Here is a 16,079-nt window from a genome sequence, read left to right as displayed (position 1 = left end):
GGCAATTGTAGGGCGGGCTGGACCGCCACGGTTGGCGCAACTCGAATATGCCTATTGAGTGGTCATTTCGACGCAGCGGGGGACCTGCGCAGCTACAAGAGCCCGTCGTTTGCCATCCACGGCCGCAGGCGCGGCGCGAACATGCGGGTCTCTCACTTTCGTCGCGGGCCGGCGGGATCCCGCCCTACGCGATGCCGCATGTCAATCCTTACGCCACGGCGGATGCATTGCCACAATCGGGGCGCATTTCCGCAGCAGTGAGTTCGACCCGACGCAATGCCCGAGATTTCCCCGCAGCTCGCCCGCCAGATCGCTTCCACCATCGCCGCCGAGATCGGCGCGCAGCCCGCCCAGGCCCAGGCCGCCATCGGGCTGCTGGACGAAGGCGCCACCGTTCCCTTCATCGCGCGCTACCGCAAGGAAGTCACCGGCGGTCTCGACGACACCCAGCTGCGTAATCTCGAAACGCGCCTGACCTACCTGCGCGAACTGGAAGACCGTCGCGCCGCGGTGCTGACTTCGATCGAAGAGCAGGGCAAGCTCAGCGACGAACTGCGCGCCGACATCCTGGGTGCCGATTCGAAGTCGCGCCTGGAAGATCTGTACCTGCCGTACAAACAAAAGCGCCGCACCAAGGCGCAGATCGCGCGCGAAGCCGGCCTGGAACCGCTCGCCGACGGTCTCCTCGCCGATCCGATGCAGACGCCGGAAACAGTCGCCGCGACCTTCGTCGATGCGGAAAAGGGCGTCGCCGACACCAAGGCCGCACTCGACGGCGCGCGCGCGATCCTGATGGAGCGCTGGGGCGAAGACGCCGCGCTGGTCGGCGACCTGCGCCACTGGCTGCACGAAGTGGGCGTGATCCGCGCCCGCGTCGCCGAAGGCAAGGAGAACGAAGGCGCGAAGTACCGCGACTACTTCGAACACAGCGAATCGCTGGCGAAGATTCCTTCGCACCGCCTGCTCGCGCTGTTCCGCGCGCGCCGCGAGGAGATCCTGTTCCTCGACCTCGATCCGGGCAGCGACGCCGATTCCGGCCACGTGCTCGCCGAGGGCCGCGTCGCCCACCACGTGGGCGTGAAGGCCCAGGGCCGTCCCGCCGACAAGTGGCTGCAGGACACCTGCCGCCTGACCTGGAAAGCGAAGCTGCACCTGCACCTGCTGCTCGACCTGTTCGCGCAGGCGCGCGAGAAGGCCGAAGCCGAGGCGATCGACGTGTTCGGCCACAACCTCAAGGACCTGCTGCTCGCCGCGCCGGCCGGCCCCAAGGCCGTGCTCGGCCTCGACCCCGGCCTGCGCACCGGCGTGAAGGTCGCCGTGGTCGACAGCACCGGCAAGCTGGTCGCGCACGACACCATCTATCCGCACGAACCGCGGCGCCAGTGGGACCAGTCGCTGCACACGCTGCGCGCGCTGTGCGCGAAGCACGGCGTGGAACTGATCTCGATCGGCAACGGCACCGCCTCGCGCGAGACCGACAAACTCGCCGGCGACCTGATCAAGCTCGCGCCGGAGCTGAAGATGCAGAAGATCGTGGTCAGCGAAGCCGGCGCGTCGGTGTATTCGGCCTCCGAATTCGCCGCCAAGGAATTCCCGAACCTCGACGTGTCGATCCGCGGCGCGGTGTCGATCGCGCGCCGACTGCAGGACCCGCTCGCCGAGCTGGTGAAGATCGAACCCAAGGCGATCGGCGTCGGCCAGTACCAGCACGACGTCGACCAGTACCGCCTCGCGCGCGCGCTCGATGCCAAGGTCGAGGACTGTGTGAACGCGGTCGGCGTCGACGTGAACACCGCATCGGCCGCGCTGCTCACGCGCGTGTCGGGCCTGTCGTCGACGGTGGCGGAAAACATCGTCGTCTATCGCGACAGCAACGGCGCGTTCAAGTCGCGCAAGGAACTGCTCAAGGTGCCGCGCCTGGGCGAGAAGACCTTCGAGCAGTGCGCCGGCTTCCTGCGCATCAACGCGGGCGAGCAGCCGCTGGACGCCTCCTCGGTGCACCCCGAGGCCTATCCGGTGGTCGAGCGCATCCTCAAGCAGTGCGGGCGCGAGGTGAAGCAGGTGATCGGCGACGCTTCGCTGCTGCGCGGGCTCAAGGCCGAGCAGTTCGTGGATGAGAAGTTCGGTGTGCCGACCGTGCGCGACATCCTCAAGGAGCTCGAAAAGCCCGGCCGCGATCCGCGCCCGGAATTCAAGGCCGCGCGCTTCGCCGACGGCGTCGAAGAGATCAAGGATCTCCAGGTCGGCATGATCCTGGAAGGCGTGATCAGCAACGTCGCCGCGTTCGGTGCGTTCGTCGACATCGGCGTGCACCAGGACGGCCTGATCCACATCTCCGCGCTGTCCGACAAGTACGTGAAGGACCCGCGCGACGTGGTGAAAGCGGGCGACATCGTCAAGGTGAAGGTGCTGGAGGTGGATGTGGCGCGCAAGCGCATCGCGCTGACGCGCCGCCTCGACGATGCGGCGCCGGCGCCGCGCGAGGCGGGTTCGAATGCGGGGGGCGGCAGGCGCGACGATCGCCGCGATCAATCCCGTGGCGGCGGCGCGCGTGCGGCGCAGTCGGCGCCGCCGGCCAACAACGCCCTGGCGGCCGCATTCGCGCGCGCCAAGCGCGATTGAGGCAACAAAAAACCCCGCTTCGGCGGGGTTTTTCGTGCGGAACAAGTGGTGGCTATGGGTGGACTCGAACCACCGACCCCAGCATTATGAGTGCTGTGCTCTAACCGGCTGAGCTACATAGCCACGCGGATGCGTTTCCCGCAGAGAGCCGCGAATTATTCCGGGTCGCCTTCGCGCCGTCAATCCTCCCGCGCCTTGCTTGTCCGTCGACTGGCCGCGTGGCAGAGTCGGACGCAGTGCATTTTGGAGTCCGCATCGTGATCGATCCGGACGGTTACCGACCCAATGTCGGCATCGTGTTGATGCATCCGGACGGCCGGCTGTTCTGGGCCCGCCGCGTGCATCGGGACGGTTGGCAGTTCCCGCAGGGCGGCATGAACAGCGACGAGACGCCGCTGGAGGCCATGTATCGCGAGTTGCGCGAAGAAACCGGCCTGTTGCCCGAACATGTCGAGGTTCTCGGCGCCACTCCCGGCTGGCTGCGCTACCGCCTGCCGCCCCGCGCGATCCGCCGCCATGACCGCTTGGTCTGCATCGGCCAGAAGCAGGTCTGGTTCCTGCTGCGGCTGACCGGGCAGGAGAGCGACCTGCGCTTGGACCTGACCGACAAGCCCGAGTTCGACCACTGGCGCTGGGTGGACTTCTGGTACCCGGTCGAGCACGTGGTGACCTTCAAGCGTGGCGTCTACAGCAGCGCGCTGCGGCACCTGGCGCCGGTGGCGCGGGGGCTGGTCGGGCCGCAGGCGGTGCCGGCGCCCGGCCCGGAACTGGTGCGGGACCCGCGCCGGAATGGCGGTCGCAACCGGCAACGGCCGCGCTCGCGGCCGGACCCGCAGGCCCGCGGCGGCTCCGAGCCCTCTTCTAATTGACAATCATTCTCATCCATGGCGGAATAGCACCGCAGCCGACCCGGCTGCCAGCACCCACCGCCGCCGCATGTACGTCTGCATCTGCAACGGAGTCACCGATCGCGATATCCGCCAGGCCGCCGAGGCCGGGTGCCGGAGTGTGGCCGAGCTGACCATGCGCACCGGCGCCGGCGCGACCTGCGGCAGCTGCCTCGACCTCGCCGCGCAGCTGATGGACGAAGCCCGCGCCACCCGCGAACTGCCGCTGCCGGTCCTGTCGCAGGCCGCCTGACCGCTTCGCAGCGTTCCGCCCGCGAAGCCGCCGTGGAACGTCGCGGCAAAGCTCCCCTCGCATACCGTTGATCGCAGATGCAATCCGTTCGCGGATGCACTCGATTCGCGTTTCGTCACCGCGCGCGCAAGGGGACTAGAGTCGCGCCGTCGACAACGCACGGAGCACCGCCATGAAGGGCGACGCCAGGGTCATCGAATACCTCAACAAGGCGCTCTACAACGAGCTGATCGCCATCAACCAGTACTTCCTGCACGCCAAGATGCTGAAGAACTGGGGCCTGAAGGAACTCGCCGACCACGAGTACCACGAGTCCATCGACGAGATGAAGCACGCCGACAAGCTGTCGGAGCGCATCCTCTTCCTCGAAGGCCTGCCCAACTTCCAGAACCTCGGCAAGCTGCGCATCGGCGAAGGCCCGCGTGAAGTGCTGGCCTGCGACCTCGCGCTCGAGCTGGAGGCCCTGCCGATGCTGCGCGAAGGCATCGCTTACTGCGAAAGCATCAAGGACCTCGTCAGCCGCCGCCTGCTGGTGGACATCCTCGAGTCTGAGGAAGAGCACATCGACTGGATCGAAACGCAGCTCGCGCTGATCGACCGCGTCGGCGAGCAGAACTACCTCGCGACGAAGATGGAAAGCTGATCGCGCGACGGCGCTGGACAAAAAAACGCCACCGCAAGGTGGCGTTTTGCTTTGCCGGAAACGAAATGGCCTAGGCGGCGCCGAGCCCCGAGCCGTCGATGCGCGGGCGGCGCCGGAACAGTTTGCGCCACACCCACCACAGCAGCAGCGCGAACGCCGCGGTGATGAACACCACGATCGACAGCGCCAGCCACGGATGCGCGAACACCAGCGCCAGCCCGCCGATGGTTGCCACGTCCTCGGTCACCGACGCGGTCCAGTTGCTCACCGGTTCCGGCGAGGTGTTGAGCAGGGCGCGCGAGCCGGCCTTGAGCGCGTGGCTGGTGAGTGCCACGCCGGCGCCGGTGGCCAGGGCGCCGGCACCGAGGTGGCCGTCCGGCGACAGCGTCGCCGCCGCCAGGAACGCGCCGGCCGGGACGCGGAGCAGGGTGTGCAGCAGGTCCCAGCCCGAATCCACGCCCGGGATCTTGTCGGCGAAGAATTCGGCGGCGGCAAGGGCGCCGGAAACGCCGATCACCCACGGCGACTGGGTCACCTGCAGGGCGGCGGGCAGCTCCAGCCAGCCCAGGGCGCCGGCCAGGCCGACCCCGAACACGGTCAGGTAGACGCGAATGCCGGCCAGCCAGGCCAGTACGACGCCAATTGCGAACAGGTGCGCATCCGACATGGCCGTCTCCCAATAAAATAGGCACGCCGATTCCGCGCTCGAGTATAGGGGAAGGGGGCGATTGCCCAGCCCGGCTCGTGCGGCCATGAGGCGGGGGTTCATGCCGCGGCGGCGACGCCGACCGTTCCAATGCCCGGGACGGGGCCATTACTTGGGGAAAACCATGTTCAAGAAAGACAAGAAGGCGGCAATCGCCCCCGGCCAGGTCGACACCCTGATCGGCCCGCAGGTGGTCATCCGCGGCGACTTCCATTTCGTCGGTGGCCTGTACGTGGAAGGCCGCATCATCGGCAAGGTCATCGCCAGCAACGGCGAGGCCGCCCAGGTCACCATCGCCGAGACCGGTGTGATCGAAGGCGAAGTCCGCGCCCCGAACGTGGTGATCAACGGCCAGCTGGTCGGCGATGCCTACGGCGAGCAGGTCGAGATGCACCCGAAGGCCCGCGTCAACGGCAACGTGCACTACCAGGTGATCGAGATGATCGCCGGTTCCACGCTCACCGGCCGCCTGGTCCATGCCGAGACCGTCGCGGCCAGCGCACCGGACACCGCCAACGTCACCCCGATCACGCCGGACGTGGCCATCGGCTGAACATCGCCGCGGCCGGCGTCGGCCATCGCGCACAGCGTTACCGCCGGCACACACGGCCGGCGGCGGATGCGGCTAATCTCGCCGCATGTACCAACGACAGCAAACCTCCTGGCTGGGCGAACACTGGGGCATGCTCGTGCTGCTCCTGGTCTTCATCGCCGCGCTCGCGTTCGGCGGCTGGGGCCTGTGGCAGCTGTTCTCGCCGACCTCGGGCGACCCGCGCGCGCAGATCGCCGCGCTGCGTCGTGAAAACGCCAACCTGCGCGACGACGCCGAGCAGTTGCAGCAGCGCGTCGCCACGCTGACCCGTTCCGACCAGATCAGTCGCGACGCCAACCGCGACTTGCAGGGCGCCATCGCCGACCGCGACGAGGAAGTCGCCGGCCTGCGCGCCGACGTCGCCTTCTACGAACGTCTGGTCGGCGCGACCGCGCAGCGCCACGGCCTGAGCGTGCACGCATTGCGGATGCAGCAGCAGAACGGCCCGGCCTGGCACTTCACCGGCACGCTCACCCAGAACCTCAACCGCGGCGCGATCAGCGAGGGCGTGCTCACGCTGTCGATCGAAGGCACGCGCGAAGGCAAGCTGCAGAAGCTCGCCTGGACCGACCTGCGCCAGCAGTCCGCCGCCCCGGGCGTGGTGTATTCGTTCAAGTATTTCCAGCAGGTGGAAGGCGACGTCTTCCTGCCGGCCGGGGTCACCCCGGCGAAGGTCACGGTGCGCCTGCAGCCGCGCTCGGGCGCGGCGATCGAGCAGTCGTTCACCTGGGCCGAGGCGCTGCGCGGACAGACCGTTGCCGAATGACGCCCGTGCGGCGGTTGAATGCCCGGCCCGCGGGCCCCATTCTGGACACATGAGCCAGAGCACCACGACCCTCGAGTCCGCCGCGCCCGACTACCAGGCGCTGGAACGTCCGCTGCAGTTCACCTCCGCCGCCGCCGCCAAGGTGCGCGAGCTGATCGCCGAGGAGGGCAACGCGGAGCTCAAGTTGCGCGTCTACATCCAGGGTGGCGGCTGCTCCGGCTTCCAGTACGGCTTCGAGTTCGACGAGCAGCAGGGCGAGGATGACCTCGCGGTGCAGACGGACGGGGTGACCCTGCTGGTGGATCCGCTCAGCCTGCAGTACCTGATGGGCGCGGAAGTCGACTACACCGAGAGCCTGCACGGCGCGCAGTTCGTGATCCGCAATCCGAACGCGAAGACGACCTGCGGCTGCGGGTCGTCGTTCTCGGCCTGAGCGGCAAGAGCTCCCCCTCACACCCCAAGGGTGCTTCCTTCGGGGCGTCTGCGCCTTCGGGCATCTTCTCGCCGCAAGCGGGGAGAAGAATGAGCGCCACTGGGCATATCGCACCCGTCGATCCGCATCGCCGATAATCCGCGCAACCCCGCGCCGCGAATCGCCCGATGCCCGCGTCTCCGTTCGCCTTCGTCGAAACCGATGCCGTCCGCGCCGCGCTCGACCGCGCCGATCACCTGCGCACCGACCCCGATGCCCTGATGCGGCTGTGGCCGCAGGCGCGCGTGGTCCTGCTCGACGAGGATGGCCTGGCCCATGCCGACGAGCAGCGCCGCCTGCTCGCCCCGACCGGCGAGCAGCTGAGCGAAGGCCCCGGCGGCAGCGGTGCGGCCGTGTTCCTCGGTCTCGATGCCGAAGGCCGCGGCTGGTTCGCGCTCGACGCCGCCCTCACCGCCTTCACGGCGCCGCAGCGCACCGACCTGCGCAGCGCCGCGATGCACTGGCCGGCGTTCGATGCGGCCGTGTTCGCGCAGGCGCGCGCAGTGCAGCACTGGCGCCAGCGCCATCGCCATTGCGGCGTCTGCGGCGGCACGCTGGTGTACTCGCGCGGCGGTTGGCTGGGCACCTGCACGCAATGCCAGGCGGAGCACTACCCGCGCACCGATCCCGCCGTGATCGTGGCCGTCAGTGATGGCGAGCGCCTGCTGCTCGGCCGCCAGGGCAGCTGGCCGGCGCGCCGCTATTCGACCATCGCCGGCTTTGTCGAACCGGGCGAATCGCTCGAACACACCGTCGCCCGCGAAGTGCTCGAGGAGACCGGCGTGCGCGTGAAGTCGTGCCGCTACCTCGGCTCGCAGCCGTGGCCGTTTCCCGGCTCGCTGATGCTCGGTTTCGTCGCCGACGCGCACCCGGACGTGCCGCGGATCAGCGACGAGCTCGAGGACGCGCGCTGGTTCAGCCGTGACGAAGTGCGCGCGGCGCAGGCGCGCGAGGCCGATCCGGCAGGCGACGACGGCAGTGGGCTGCTGGTGTCGCCGCGCCTGTCGATCGCGCGCTGGCTGATCGACCAGTGGGTCGATGGCCTGCGCTGAACGCCGCCACACGCCGCCCGCGGGCAAACTGTCCAGCAGGACGTCCCGCTTGCGTTGGTGAGGACAACAGCCCGCGTGCATCACGACCGACCCGCTAGAATCGATCCCGTCCGCGCGTAGCGCGAATGTCCGCAAGGATCCCGCATGGCCGTCACCCTGCTCGCCGTCGTCGCTGCCCTGGTCATCGGCCACATGGCGCAGTCGCTGGTCGCGTCGGTGCGCCATTACGACTGGTACGGCAACTGGATGGACTGGCTCGGCGCCCAGTTCCCCGAAGGCAGCGTCTGGCGCGGCCGCGGGGGCATCGCGCTGGCGCTGGTTCCGCCGCTGCTGGCGGTGCTGCTGTTCCAGGCCGCGCTGGACCGGCCCTTCTACGGACTGGTCGGCGTGCTGTTCGCGATCGCGGTGCTGCTCTACGCCTGGGGCCCGCGCGACCTCGACCTCGACATCGACGCGATAGTCGATGCGCCCGATGCCGCTGCGCGCCGTGAAGCGATGGCCGCGCTGTGGCCGGACAACCCACCGCTGACCATCGATGGCGGCGCATTGGTGTCGGCGGTGTTCCAGAACGCGCTGCGGCGCTGGTTCGGCGTGCTGTTCTGGTTCCTGCTGCTGGGGCCGGTCGGCGCGTTGCTGTACCGGCTCGCGGTGTTGTCCAGCGAAGGCGGCTTCGCCCACCGGCTGCCGCTGGAAACACGCCAAGGCGCTCAGACGCTGCTCAAGCTCCTCGACTGGCCGGTGGCGCAGCTGCTGACGCTGGCGCTTGCCCTGGTGGGCAATTTCGACACGGTGCTCGGTGCCTGGCGCGAAGCCGGCGGCGCTTCGTTCACCCTCGATCACCGTTTTCTCGATGCCGCCGGCCGCGCCAGCGTGCGCACCGAACTGGCGGAAGAGGCCGCGGATTACGCCGACGAAGCCGCCGATGCCGGCGTGACCGGCGAGGCCGTGGCCATGCCGATCATGGCTACCACGAGCGGATTGCCGGAACTGCGCGACGCGATGAGCCTGGTCTGGCGCAGCCTGCTGGTGTGGCTGGCGGTGCTGGCCTTGTTCGTCATCGCCGGTTTCGTGGCATAGGGCGAGGCCTGGCCCGCCAAACCCGTCGCGCATCCGCACGACGGCGGACTTGAGTCCGCCCTACAACAGCCCGCCCGGCGCCAGCCACTCCAGGCCGGGCAGATTGCGCGCGATACCGAACACCAGCAGCGCGCCGATCCACCAGCGCCCGTCGAACACGGTGCGCTGCACCGCCGACGGCAACCAGCGCCGCTGCATCGCGCCCTGCAGCGCCATCAATGCCAGCAGCGGCAAGCTCAATACCACCAGCGCGTTCATCGCCACCGCGCGCCACAGATCGAAATGCACCAGCGCGTGCAGTGCGCGGGTGATGCCACAGCCGGGGCAATACCAGCCGGTGATGTCGTGGAACAGGCACGACGGGAAGAAGCTTCCCGCCGTGTTGGGATCGAACGCGCGCAGCAGCCAGATGCCGCCCAGCAGCACGCACGCTGCGACGGCCGCAGTGGCGGCCATCGCGGGGCGGGACAGTGCTGGCAAGGCCAGTGCGCGCATGGCGACGGTCAGCGGCGCTGGATCAGCGCTGCTGTTCCATCTGCTCGGCCCAGTTCTTCCAGTACTGCGCGCCGTCGTAGCCGGCGATGCGCATGCCGATGTTGATCAGCAGGCCCAGGATGCACAGGCCGGTGGTGATCTGGCACCACAGCTTGGCCTGCTTGGAGGCGTTCTCGGCGCCGGCGCGATCGCCCGACGACAGCTTGCTGTTGACCTGCGCCGCGAACACGATCGCCACCACGCCCGGGATCGTGCCGACGATGCAGCACAGGCACAGCGATGCGATCGTGATCAGGATCGCCCAGACCAGGTAGTTCGGAATCGGCCCGTACGACTGCGCCTGCTCCGGCGGAAATGACGGCGGTGTGCTCATTGCGTGTGTCCCCTCAGACGATGATGGATGGATCCCCTGTGGGCCAGCGGCCCTGGCGGCATCCTAGCAGCGCGGGTTTGGAGGCGTCACCGCGTCGGCGGTTGCTTCTCTTCTCCCCGCGTGAGCGGGGAGAAGATGCCCGGAGGGCAGATGAGGGGCGCTTTGCTGGTGCTTCGAACGCCCCTCACCCTGCGTTGCTACGCAACGCTGTCCCTCTCCCCGCAAGCGGGGCGAGGGGGGCGCTGCGCACACACACGCAGTGACTGTTCTCTTCTCCCTGCATCGCGGGGGGAAGATGCCCGGAGGGCAGATGAGGAGGCGCTCTTGTTGTTGCTGTACGGGAAGTTACGCCGCATCCCCGCGCAACACGCGCACCTTCGCCTCCAGCACTTCCGCCGGCGCCTGGAAGGGATCCATCGCCGCGTCCGCCGCCACCTCCACGCGTGCACGGAAGCGGCGCGGCACGCGCATGCGCCCCAGCCGCGAATCGCGCCGGCTCCACATGCTCGCCCACATCCCGCGGAGTGCCATCGGCACCACCGGCACGGGCCGGCGTTCGAGGATCTTCTCCACGCCGGACTTGAACGCCGCGATATCCCCGTCCTTGGTCAACGCGCCTTCCGGGAAGATGCCGACCAGTTCGCCCGCGGCCAGCGCCGCGTCGATCTCGTCGAACGCGCGCTGCATCACCTCGGGATCCTCGCGCGCGCCCGCGATCGGTATGGCTTTTGCGGTGCGGAAGATCCAGCTCATCACCGGGATGCGGAAGATCTTGTAGTACATGACGAAACGCACCGGCCGCGGGATGCACGCCGACAGGATCAGCGCGTCCATGTAGCTGACGTGGTTGCACACGATCAGCGCCGCGCCTTCGTCGGGCACGTGCCTCTCCACCCCGTGCAGTTTCAGCCGGTACAGCGTGCGCACCAGCAGCCAGCTGACGAAGCGCATGGCGAACTCGGGCACGATGGTGAAGATCCACAGCGCCACCAGCGCATTGGCGATCGCCAGCGCCAGGAACAGCTGCGGGATCGTCCATTTCAACAACGACTGCGCGGCGATGCCCGCGCCCGCCGCCAGCACGATGAACAACGCGTTCTGGATGTTCATGCCCGCGATCACGCGCGAGAGCGTGTTGCGCGACGTGCGGCTCTGGATCAGTGCGAACAGCGGCACCACGAAGAAGCCGGCGAACAGGCCGATGCCGGTCAGGTCCGCCGCCACGCGCCAGGCGCCGGGTTGCTGCAGGAAGCCGGCCACGTCCAGGCCAGCGGCGCTCGATGCCAGGGGCCGCGCGAAGTACAGGTCGATCAGGAAGCCGCTCATGCCCAGTGCGCCCAGCGGCACCAGCCCGATCTCGACCGTGCGCCCGGACAGCTTCTCGCACAGCAGCGAGCCCACGCCCACGCCGACCGAGAACAGCGCCAGCGCGAACACGTACAGCGTCGGCGTGCCGCCCAGCACCGTTTCCGCGTACACCGGCAGGTTGCCGGTGAGCACCGTGCCGAAGAACCAGAACCACGACACGCCCAGCACCGAGTTGCGCACCGCCGGCTGCTGGCGGGTGAGGCGCCAGATGCGCAGCGATTCGGGTAGCGGATTCCACTGGATCTTCAGGTCCGGGGCGCCCGCGTCCACCGCCGGGATCGCGCGGCTCACCAGGTTGCCGGTGATCGCCAGCGCGATCACGGCAAAGCCCGCGGCCCACGGTCCCAGCGCGCCGGCCACCGCGAAGATCAACCCGCCGAAGATCATGCCGAGCAGGATCGACACCGACGTGCCCATTTCCACCAGGCCGTTGCCGCCGGTGAGTTCCTCCGGCTTCAGCACCGAGGGCAGGATCGAATACTTCACCGGTCCGAACAGCGTCGACTGCACGCCGGTGAGGAACAGCGTCGCCAGCAGCACCCGCATGTCCTGCAGCACGAAGCCGACCGCGGCGACCGACATGATCGCGATCTCCATCGCCGTGGTGATGCGGATCAGCTTCGACTTCTCCAGCTTCTCCGCGACCTGCCCGGCGGTGGCCGAGAACAGGAAGTAGGGCAGGATGAAGATCGCCGGCGCCAGCTGCGTGTACAGCGCCTTCTGCTCGGTGGGGATGGCCAGGTAGCCGAGCAGGCCGATGATCGCCTGGCGGAACACGTTGTCGTTGAACGCGCCCAGCAGCTGCACCACGAAGTACGGCAGGAAGCGTCGTTGCCGCAGCAGGTCGAACTGCGAATGGTGGTTGCGCTGCGGCGTGCCTGCGTCCATGGAACCCCCGGGGATGTGCGGGGAGCCTAGCAAACGCGCGGCGGGCGCAACCATGCGTTGCCGGCGGCAGTGTTTCGTGGCGGCTTCCGCGCACAGCGTGCGCCGGACCACCGCGGCAACCGTTTCCGGCCGAACCACCCGTTCTCGAAGGTGCGGCGCCGCGCGCTGTTGATCCGTCGCAGCCGCGGACCTTCACGTCGCGTCGACGGCGCGGCGCGCCATTTCGTTCCCGGCCAGCTTTGCGTGGCTACCCTGCGAACGAACCCTGCAAAGGAGGTCGCCATGTCCGCGGACACCAAGACACCGTTCGAGCGCGTCAACGACACGCTGGCGCAGCTCAAGGAGATGCGCCACTACTCGAAGAACAACGTCGAGCGGCTGACGGCACAATGGCTGCTGTTCGACGGCGAGCTGAAGAAGCTCAAGCAGGCCGCGAACATCGAGGCGCTGATGACGCGCCAGGGCGAGCTGCACGACGCGCTGGAAGCGGAGATCTCGGCGCTGGAGGAACTGGTGGTGCAGTTGCAGCCGGCGGCGGAAGAAGACGCCGGGGGCGGCACGGTGCATTGATCGGGGCGGCCGTTCCGGTTGTCCCGCCCCTCATCCGGCGCTGCGCGCCACCTTCTCCCCGCAGGTGGGGAGAAGGGCAGTACCAACTAGCTCCCTCGCCCCGCTTGCGGGGAGAGGGACAGCGTCGCGTAGCGACGCAGGGTGAGGGGCAGTCGCGAACTCAGGCGGTGGTCTTTTCCCGCTCGATCGCCCGCCAGCCGATGTCGTGGCGATGGAACTCGCCGTGCCAGGAGATTCCGGCGACGGCTTCATACGCGCGGCGCTGCGCATCGGCGACGCTGTCGCCGAGCGCGCACACGCACAGCACGCGGCCGCCCGAGGTCACCACGTGCTCGCCCTCGACCTTGGTGCCGGCGTGGAAGACCTTGGTGTCGTCGAGTTCCGGCGCGTCGATGGTGTTGATCACGTCGCCGGTGCGCGGCGTGCCCGGGTAGTGCTCGGCGGCCATCACCACGCCGAGGCTGGGGCGCGGGCTCCACGTCGCCTGCGCCTCGTGCAGGCGTGCGTCGATCGCCGCGTCGACCAGGTCGAGCAGGTCGCTGTCCAGGCGCAGCATCACCGGCTGCGTTTCCGGATCGCCGAAGCGCACGTTGAATTCGATCACCTTGGGCGCGCCGGACTTGTCGATCATCAACCCGGCGTAGAGGAAGCCGGTGAACGGCACGCCGTCCTTGGCCATGCCCTGCACGGTCGGATTCACCACTTCGCGCATCACCCGTGCGTGCACCTCGGGGGTGACCACCGGCGCCGGCGAGTACGCGCCCATGCCGCCGGTGTTGGGGCCGGTGTCGCCGTCGCCGACGCGCTTGTGGTCCTGGCTGGTCGCCATCGGCAACGCGGTGGTGCCGTCGACCATGGAGATGAAGCTGGCTTCCTCGCCGTCGAGGAATTCCTCGATCACCACGCGTGCACCGGCGGCGCCGAAGGCGTAACCGCCGAGCATGTCGGTGATCGCGGCTTCGGCCTCGGCCAGGCTCATCGCCACGATCACGCCCTTGCCGGCGGCGAGGCCGTCGGCCTTGATCACGATCGGGGCCCCCTTCTCGCGCACATATTCCAGCGCCTCGTCCATGTGCGTGTGCACCGCGTAGTGCGCGGTGGGAATGCCGTGGCGGGCGAGGAAATCCTTGGCGTAGGCCTTGCTGCCTTCCAGCTGCGCGGCCTGGGCGCTGGGCCCGAAGATGCGCAGGCCCTCGCCGCGGAAACGATCGACGACGCCGGCGACCAGCGGGCCTTCCGGGCCGACCACGGTGACGGCGACGCCTTCGCTCTTCGCCAGTGCGAGCAGGCCATCGATGTCGGTGGCGTTGACGGCGACGTTGCGGCAACGGGCTTCGGTCGCGGTGCCGGCATTGCCGGGGGCGACCAGCACCTCGGAGACGCGCGCGGACTGCGCGAGTTTCCAGGCCAGGGCGTGTTCGCGACCGCCGGAACCGATGACGAGGACTTTCATGGAGGGCTCCTGTTTATGAAGCTAACGTGCGTAACGCGCGCGGCAGGTCATTGGAGGGCGCCCCTCGCCCCGCGTGCGGGGAGAGGGACAGCATCGCGTAGCGATGCAGGGTGAGGGGCGGCGCGTTACCGCAAGGGCAACAACGAAAGCGGCCCCTCATCTGCCCTTCGGGCATCTTCTCCCCGTCGCTCTGCGACGGGGAGAAGAGAGCAACATGGGATAACGCGACGACTCAGTGGCGGAAATGGCGCACGCCGGTGAACACCATCGCGATGCCGTGTTCGTCGGCCGCGGCAATGACCTCGTTGTCGCGCATCGAACCGCCCGGCTGGATCACCGCCTTGATGCCGGCTTCGGCTGCGGCGTCGATGCCGTCGCGGAACGGGAAGAACGCATCGCTCGCCATCACCGAGCCCGGCACGACCAGGCCCGCGTCGGTCGCCTTGATCCCGGCGATGCGCGCCGAGTACACGCGGCTCATCTGCCCGGCACCGACACCGACGGTCTGCCTGTTCTTGGCGTAGACGATCGCGTTGGACTTCACGAACTTGGCCACGCGCCAGGCGAACAGCAGGTCGCCGAGCTGCTCTTCGGTCGGGGCGAGCCTGGTGACGACCTTGAGCTCGTCGGGGCTGACTTCGCGGATGTCGGCGGTCTGCATCAGCAGGCCGGAGCCGACGCGCTTCACATCGACGTTGTTCTTGCCATCGCCGTGCGGGATGCGCAGCACGCGCACGTTGGCCTTCTTCTTCGCGTAGTCGAGCGCGGCGTCCTCGTAATCCGGGGCGATCAGCACTTCGACGAACTGGCGGTCGAGGATGGTCTTGGCCGTCGCCGCATCGAGCGCGCGGTTGAAGGCGATGATGCCGCCGAAGGCCGAGGTCGGATCGGTGGCGTAGGCGGCTTCATAGGTATCCGCGCAGCTCTCGCCTTCGGCCACGCCGCAGGGGTTGGCGTGCTTGACGATCACGCAGGCCGGCTGGTCGAACTGGCGCACGCATTCCCACGCGGCGTCGGCGTCGGCGAGGTTGTTGTACGACAGTTCCTTGCCCTGCAGCTGGGTGAAGGTCGCCAGCGTGCCCGGCACCGGCCACAGGTCGCGGTAGAACGCGCCGTGCTGGTGCGGGTTCTCGCCGTAGCGCAGGTCCATCACCTTGACGAAGTTGCTGTTGTTCTGCGCCGGGAACAGCGCCTGCGTGCCGTCGTCCTGCAGCGCGGACAGGTAGTTGCTGATGCAGGCGTCGTAGAAGGCGACGTTGTTGAACGCGGCGACGGACAGGGCGAAGCGGGTCTTGCCCGACAGCGCGCCGTCGTTGGCGCCCAATTCTTCGACGAGGCCGGCGTACTGCGCCGGATCGGTGGCGACGGCGACGCGGGCGAAATTCTTCGCCGCCGAACGCAGCATGGCGGGGCCGCCGATGTCGATGTTCTCGATGATCTCGTCGAAGGTACTGTTTGGGTTCGCCGACACCGACGCGAACGGATACAGGTTCAGCACCAGCAGGTCGATCCTGCCGATGCCGTGCTGCGCCATGACTTCATCGTCGAGGCCGGCGCGGCCGAGCAGGCCGCCATGCACCAGCGGATGCAGGGTCTTGACCCGGCCGTCCATCATTTCCGGGAAGCCGGTGACGTCGCTGACGTCCCTGACCGGCAGGCCGGCCTCGCGGATCGCCTTGGCGGTGCCGCCAGTGGAGAGCAGCTCGACGTTGCGCGCGGCCAGGGCGCGGGCGAGCTCGATCAGGCCGGTCTTGTCGGAAACGGAGAGCAGGGCACGGCTGACTTTGACAGGCGTACCCGACGTGCGGTCGGTGGTCATGGGCGGCGGGGGCGGCGAAAGAAGCGGAATTATACGGCTTGGC

General features: G+C 68.5%; 15 protein-coding genes, 1 tRNA gene and 1 pseudogene. 10 read left to right on the top strand and 7 right to left on the bottom strand.

What is annotated here, in order from left to right:
- Positions 1–276: 276 nt before the first annotated feature.
- Positions 277–2,622, top strand: a complete 2,346-nt coding sequence (locus H8B22_RS05170) for a Tex family protein (RefSeq protein ID WP_187713035.1) — start codon at positions 277–279, stop codon at positions 2,620–2,622.
- Positions 2,623–2,668: 46 nt separating this feature from the next.
- Here the strand turns inward: H8B22_RS05170 and H8B22_RS05165 are convergent.
- Positions 2,669–2,745 (bottom strand) — tRNA-Met (locus H8B22_RS05165).
- A gap of 134 nt (positions 2,746–2,879) precedes the next feature.
- Here H8B22_RS05165 and H8B22_RS05160 point away from each other — a divergent pair.
- From H8B22_RS05160 to bfr, 3 genes and pseudogenes are all read left to right on the top strand, one after another.
- Positions 2,880–3,360 (top strand): annotated as a pseudogene (locus H8B22_RS05160) (RNA pyrophosphohydrolase); the annotation flags it as partial.
- 198 nt (positions 3,361–3,558) lie between these two features.
- Positions 3,559–3,762, top strand: a complete 204-nt coding sequence (locus H8B22_RS05155; RefSeq protein ID WP_187713033.1) for a (2Fe-2S)-binding protein — start codon at positions 3,559–3,561, stop codon at positions 3,760–3,762.
- Positions 3,763–3,934: 172 nt separating this feature from the next.
- Positions 3,935–4,405: a bacterioferritin gene (bfr, locus tag H8B22_RS05150; protein WP_187713032.1), complete on the top strand. Its 471-nt coding sequence runs from the start codon at positions 3,935–3,937 to the stop codon at positions 4,403–4,405.
- Positions 4,406–4,475: 70 nt separating this feature from the next.
- Here the strand turns inward: bfr and H8B22_RS05145 are convergent, their stop codons facing one another.
- The gene (locus H8B22_RS05145) at positions 4,476–5,072 is read right to left on the bottom strand and encodes a DUF4126 domain-containing protein (RefSeq protein ID WP_187713031.1); all 597 of its coding nucleotides are present in this window, start codon (positions 5,070–5,072) and stop codon (positions 4,476–4,478) included.
- Between the two features lie 163 nt (positions 5,073–5,235).
- Between H8B22_RS05145 and H8B22_RS05140 the strand changes: the two genes are divergently transcribed.
- The 5 genes from H8B22_RS05140 to H8B22_RS05120 all read left to right on the top strand — a co-directional run bounded on the left by H8B22_RS05140 (position 5,236) and on the right by H8B22_RS05120 (position 9,070).
- Positions 5,236–5,664 carry a bactofilin family protein gene (locus H8B22_RS05140; RefSeq protein WP_187713030.1) on the top strand — a complete coding sequence of 143 codons (429 nt, stop codon included), beginning with the start codon at positions 5,236–5,238 and terminating at the stop codon, positions 5,662–5,664.
- 85 nt (positions 5,665–5,749) lie between these two features.
- Positions 5,750–6,469, top strand: a complete 720-nt coding sequence (locus H8B22_RS05135; RefSeq protein WP_225876287.1) for a DUF6776 family protein — start codon at positions 5,750–5,752, stop codon at positions 6,467–6,469.
- Between the two features lie 49 nt (positions 6,470–6,518).
- Positions 6,519–6,902: an iron-sulfur cluster insertion protein ErpA gene (erpA, locus tag H8B22_RS05130; protein ID WP_187713029.1), complete on the top strand. Its 384-nt coding sequence runs from the start codon at positions 6,519–6,521 to the stop codon at positions 6,900–6,902.
- A 167-nt stretch (positions 6,903–7,069) separates the two neighbouring features.
- The gene (gene nudC, locus H8B22_RS05125; protein WP_187713028.1) at positions 7,070–7,993 is read left to right on the top strand and encodes an NAD(+) diphosphatase; all 924 of its coding nucleotides are present in this window, start codon (positions 7,070–7,072) and stop codon (positions 7,991–7,993) included.
- 144 nt (positions 7,994–8,137) lie between these two features.
- Positions 8,138–9,070: a regulatory signaling modulator protein AmpE gene (locus H8B22_RS05120; protein WP_187713027.1), complete on the top strand. Its 933-nt coding sequence runs from the start codon at positions 8,138–8,140 to the stop codon at positions 9,068–9,070.
- A gap of 60 nt (positions 9,071–9,130) precedes the next feature.
- Here the strand turns inward: H8B22_RS05120 and H8B22_RS05115 are convergent, their stop codons facing one another.
- The 3 genes from H8B22_RS05115 to H8B22_RS05105 form a co-directional block, all read right to left on the bottom strand.
- Positions 9,131–9,550: a DUF2752 domain-containing protein gene (locus tag H8B22_RS05115; RefSeq protein ID WP_407060825.1), complete on the bottom strand. Its 420-nt coding sequence runs from the start codon at positions 9,548–9,550 to the stop codon at positions 9,131–9,133.
- A gap of 37 nt (positions 9,551–9,587) precedes the next feature.
- Positions 9,588–9,938, bottom strand: a complete 351-nt coding sequence (locus H8B22_RS05110) for a CD225/dispanin family protein (protein ID WP_187713026.1) — start codon at positions 9,936–9,938, stop codon at positions 9,588–9,590.
- A 345-nt stretch (positions 9,939–10,283) separates the two neighbouring features.
- Positions 10,284–12,194, bottom strand: a complete 1,911-nt coding sequence (locus H8B22_RS05105; protein ID WP_187713025.1) for an MFS transporter — start codon at positions 12,192–12,194, stop codon at positions 10,284–10,286.
- 282 nt (positions 12,195–12,476) lie between these two features.
- Here H8B22_RS05105 and H8B22_RS05100 point away from each other — a divergent pair, with 282 nt between their 5' ends.
- Entirely contained in the window at positions 12,477–12,764 is a 288-nt protein-coding gene (locus H8B22_RS05100; RefSeq protein WP_187713024.1) for a hypothetical protein, read from the top strand.
- Between the two features lie 160 nt (positions 12,765–12,924).
- On the opposite strand, the gene purD is transcribed toward H8B22_RS05100, so the two are convergent.
- A complete protein-coding gene (gene purD / locus H8B22_RS05095) occupies positions 12,925–14,217 on the bottom strand; it encodes a phosphoribosylamine--glycine ligase (protein WP_187713023.1) in 1,293 nt (430 codons plus the stop codon).
- Between the two features lie 232 nt (positions 14,218–14,449).
- Entirely contained in the window at positions 14,450–16,036 is a 1,587-nt protein-coding gene (purH, locus tag H8B22_RS05090; RefSeq protein WP_187713022.1) for a bifunctional phosphoribosylaminoimidazolecarboxamide formyltransferase/IMP cyclohydrolase, read from the bottom strand.
- Positions 16,037–16,079 lie beyond the last annotated feature (43 nt).

The sequence above is a fragment of the Lysobacter terrestris genome (assembly GCF_014489475.1).
In the GTDB taxonomy this organism is placed as follows: Bacteria; Pseudomonadota; Gammaproteobacteria; order Xanthomonadales; family Xanthomonadaceae; genus Agrilutibacter; species Agrilutibacter terrestris.
Note: the sequence above shows the minus strand (reverse complement) of the source record. Positions and strands in the feature narration are given on the sequence as shown.

Bases quoted from the DNA above. Each gene is read 5' to 3' on its own strand.
- nudC (WP_187713028.1), top strand. From the start codon at position 7,070: ATGCCCGCGTCTCCGTTCGCCTTCGTCGAAACCGATGCCGTCCGCGCC.
- purH (WP_187713022.1), bottom strand. From the start codon at position 16,036: ATGACCACCGACCGCACGTCGGGTACGCCTGTCAAAGTCAGCCGTGCC.
- erpA (WP_187713029.1), top strand. From the start codon at position 6,519: ATGAGCCAGAGCACCACGACCCTCGAGTCCGCCGCGCCCGACTACCAG.
- H8B22_RS05140 (WP_187713030.1), top strand. From the start codon at position 5,236: ATGTTCAAGAAAGACAAGAAGGCGGCAATCGCCCCCGGCCAGGTCGAC.
- H8B22_RS05110 (WP_187713026.1), bottom strand. From the start codon at position 9,938: ATGAGCACACCGCCGTCATTTCCGCCGGAGCAGGCGCAGTCGTACGGG.
- H8B22_RS05155 (WP_187713033.1), top strand. From the start codon at position 3,559: ATGTACGTCTGCATCTGCAACGGAGTCACCGATCGCGATATCCGCCAG.
- purD (WP_187713023.1), bottom strand. From the start codon at position 14,217: ATGAAAGTCCTCGTCATCGGTTCCGGCGGTCGCGAACACGCCCTGGCC.
- H8B22_RS05145 (WP_187713031.1), bottom strand. From the start codon at position 5,072: ATGTCGGATGCGCACCTGTTCGCAATTGGCGTCGTACTGGCCTGGCTG.
- H8B22_RS05120 (WP_187713027.1), top strand. From the start codon at position 8,138: ATGGCCGTCACCCTGCTCGCCGTCGTCGCTGCCCTGGTCATCGGCCAC.
- H8B22_RS05100 (WP_187713024.1), top strand. From the start codon at position 12,477: ATGTCCGCGGACACCAAGACACCGTTCGAGCGCGTCAACGACACGCTG.
- bfr (WP_187713032.1), top strand. From the start codon at position 3,935: ATGAAGGGCGACGCCAGGGTCATCGAATACCTCAACAAGGCGCTCTAC.
- H8B22_RS05105 (WP_187713025.1), bottom strand. From the start codon at position 12,194: ATGGACGCAGGCACGCCGCAGCGCAACCACCATTCGCAGTTCGACCTG.
- H8B22_RS05135 (WP_225876287.1), top strand. From the start codon at position 5,750: ATGTACCAACGACAGCAAACCTCCTGGCTGGGCGAACACTGGGGCATG.
- H8B22_RS05170 (WP_187713035.1), top strand. From the start codon at position 277: ATGCCCGAGATTTCCCCGCAGCTCGCCCGCCAGATCGCTTCCACCATC.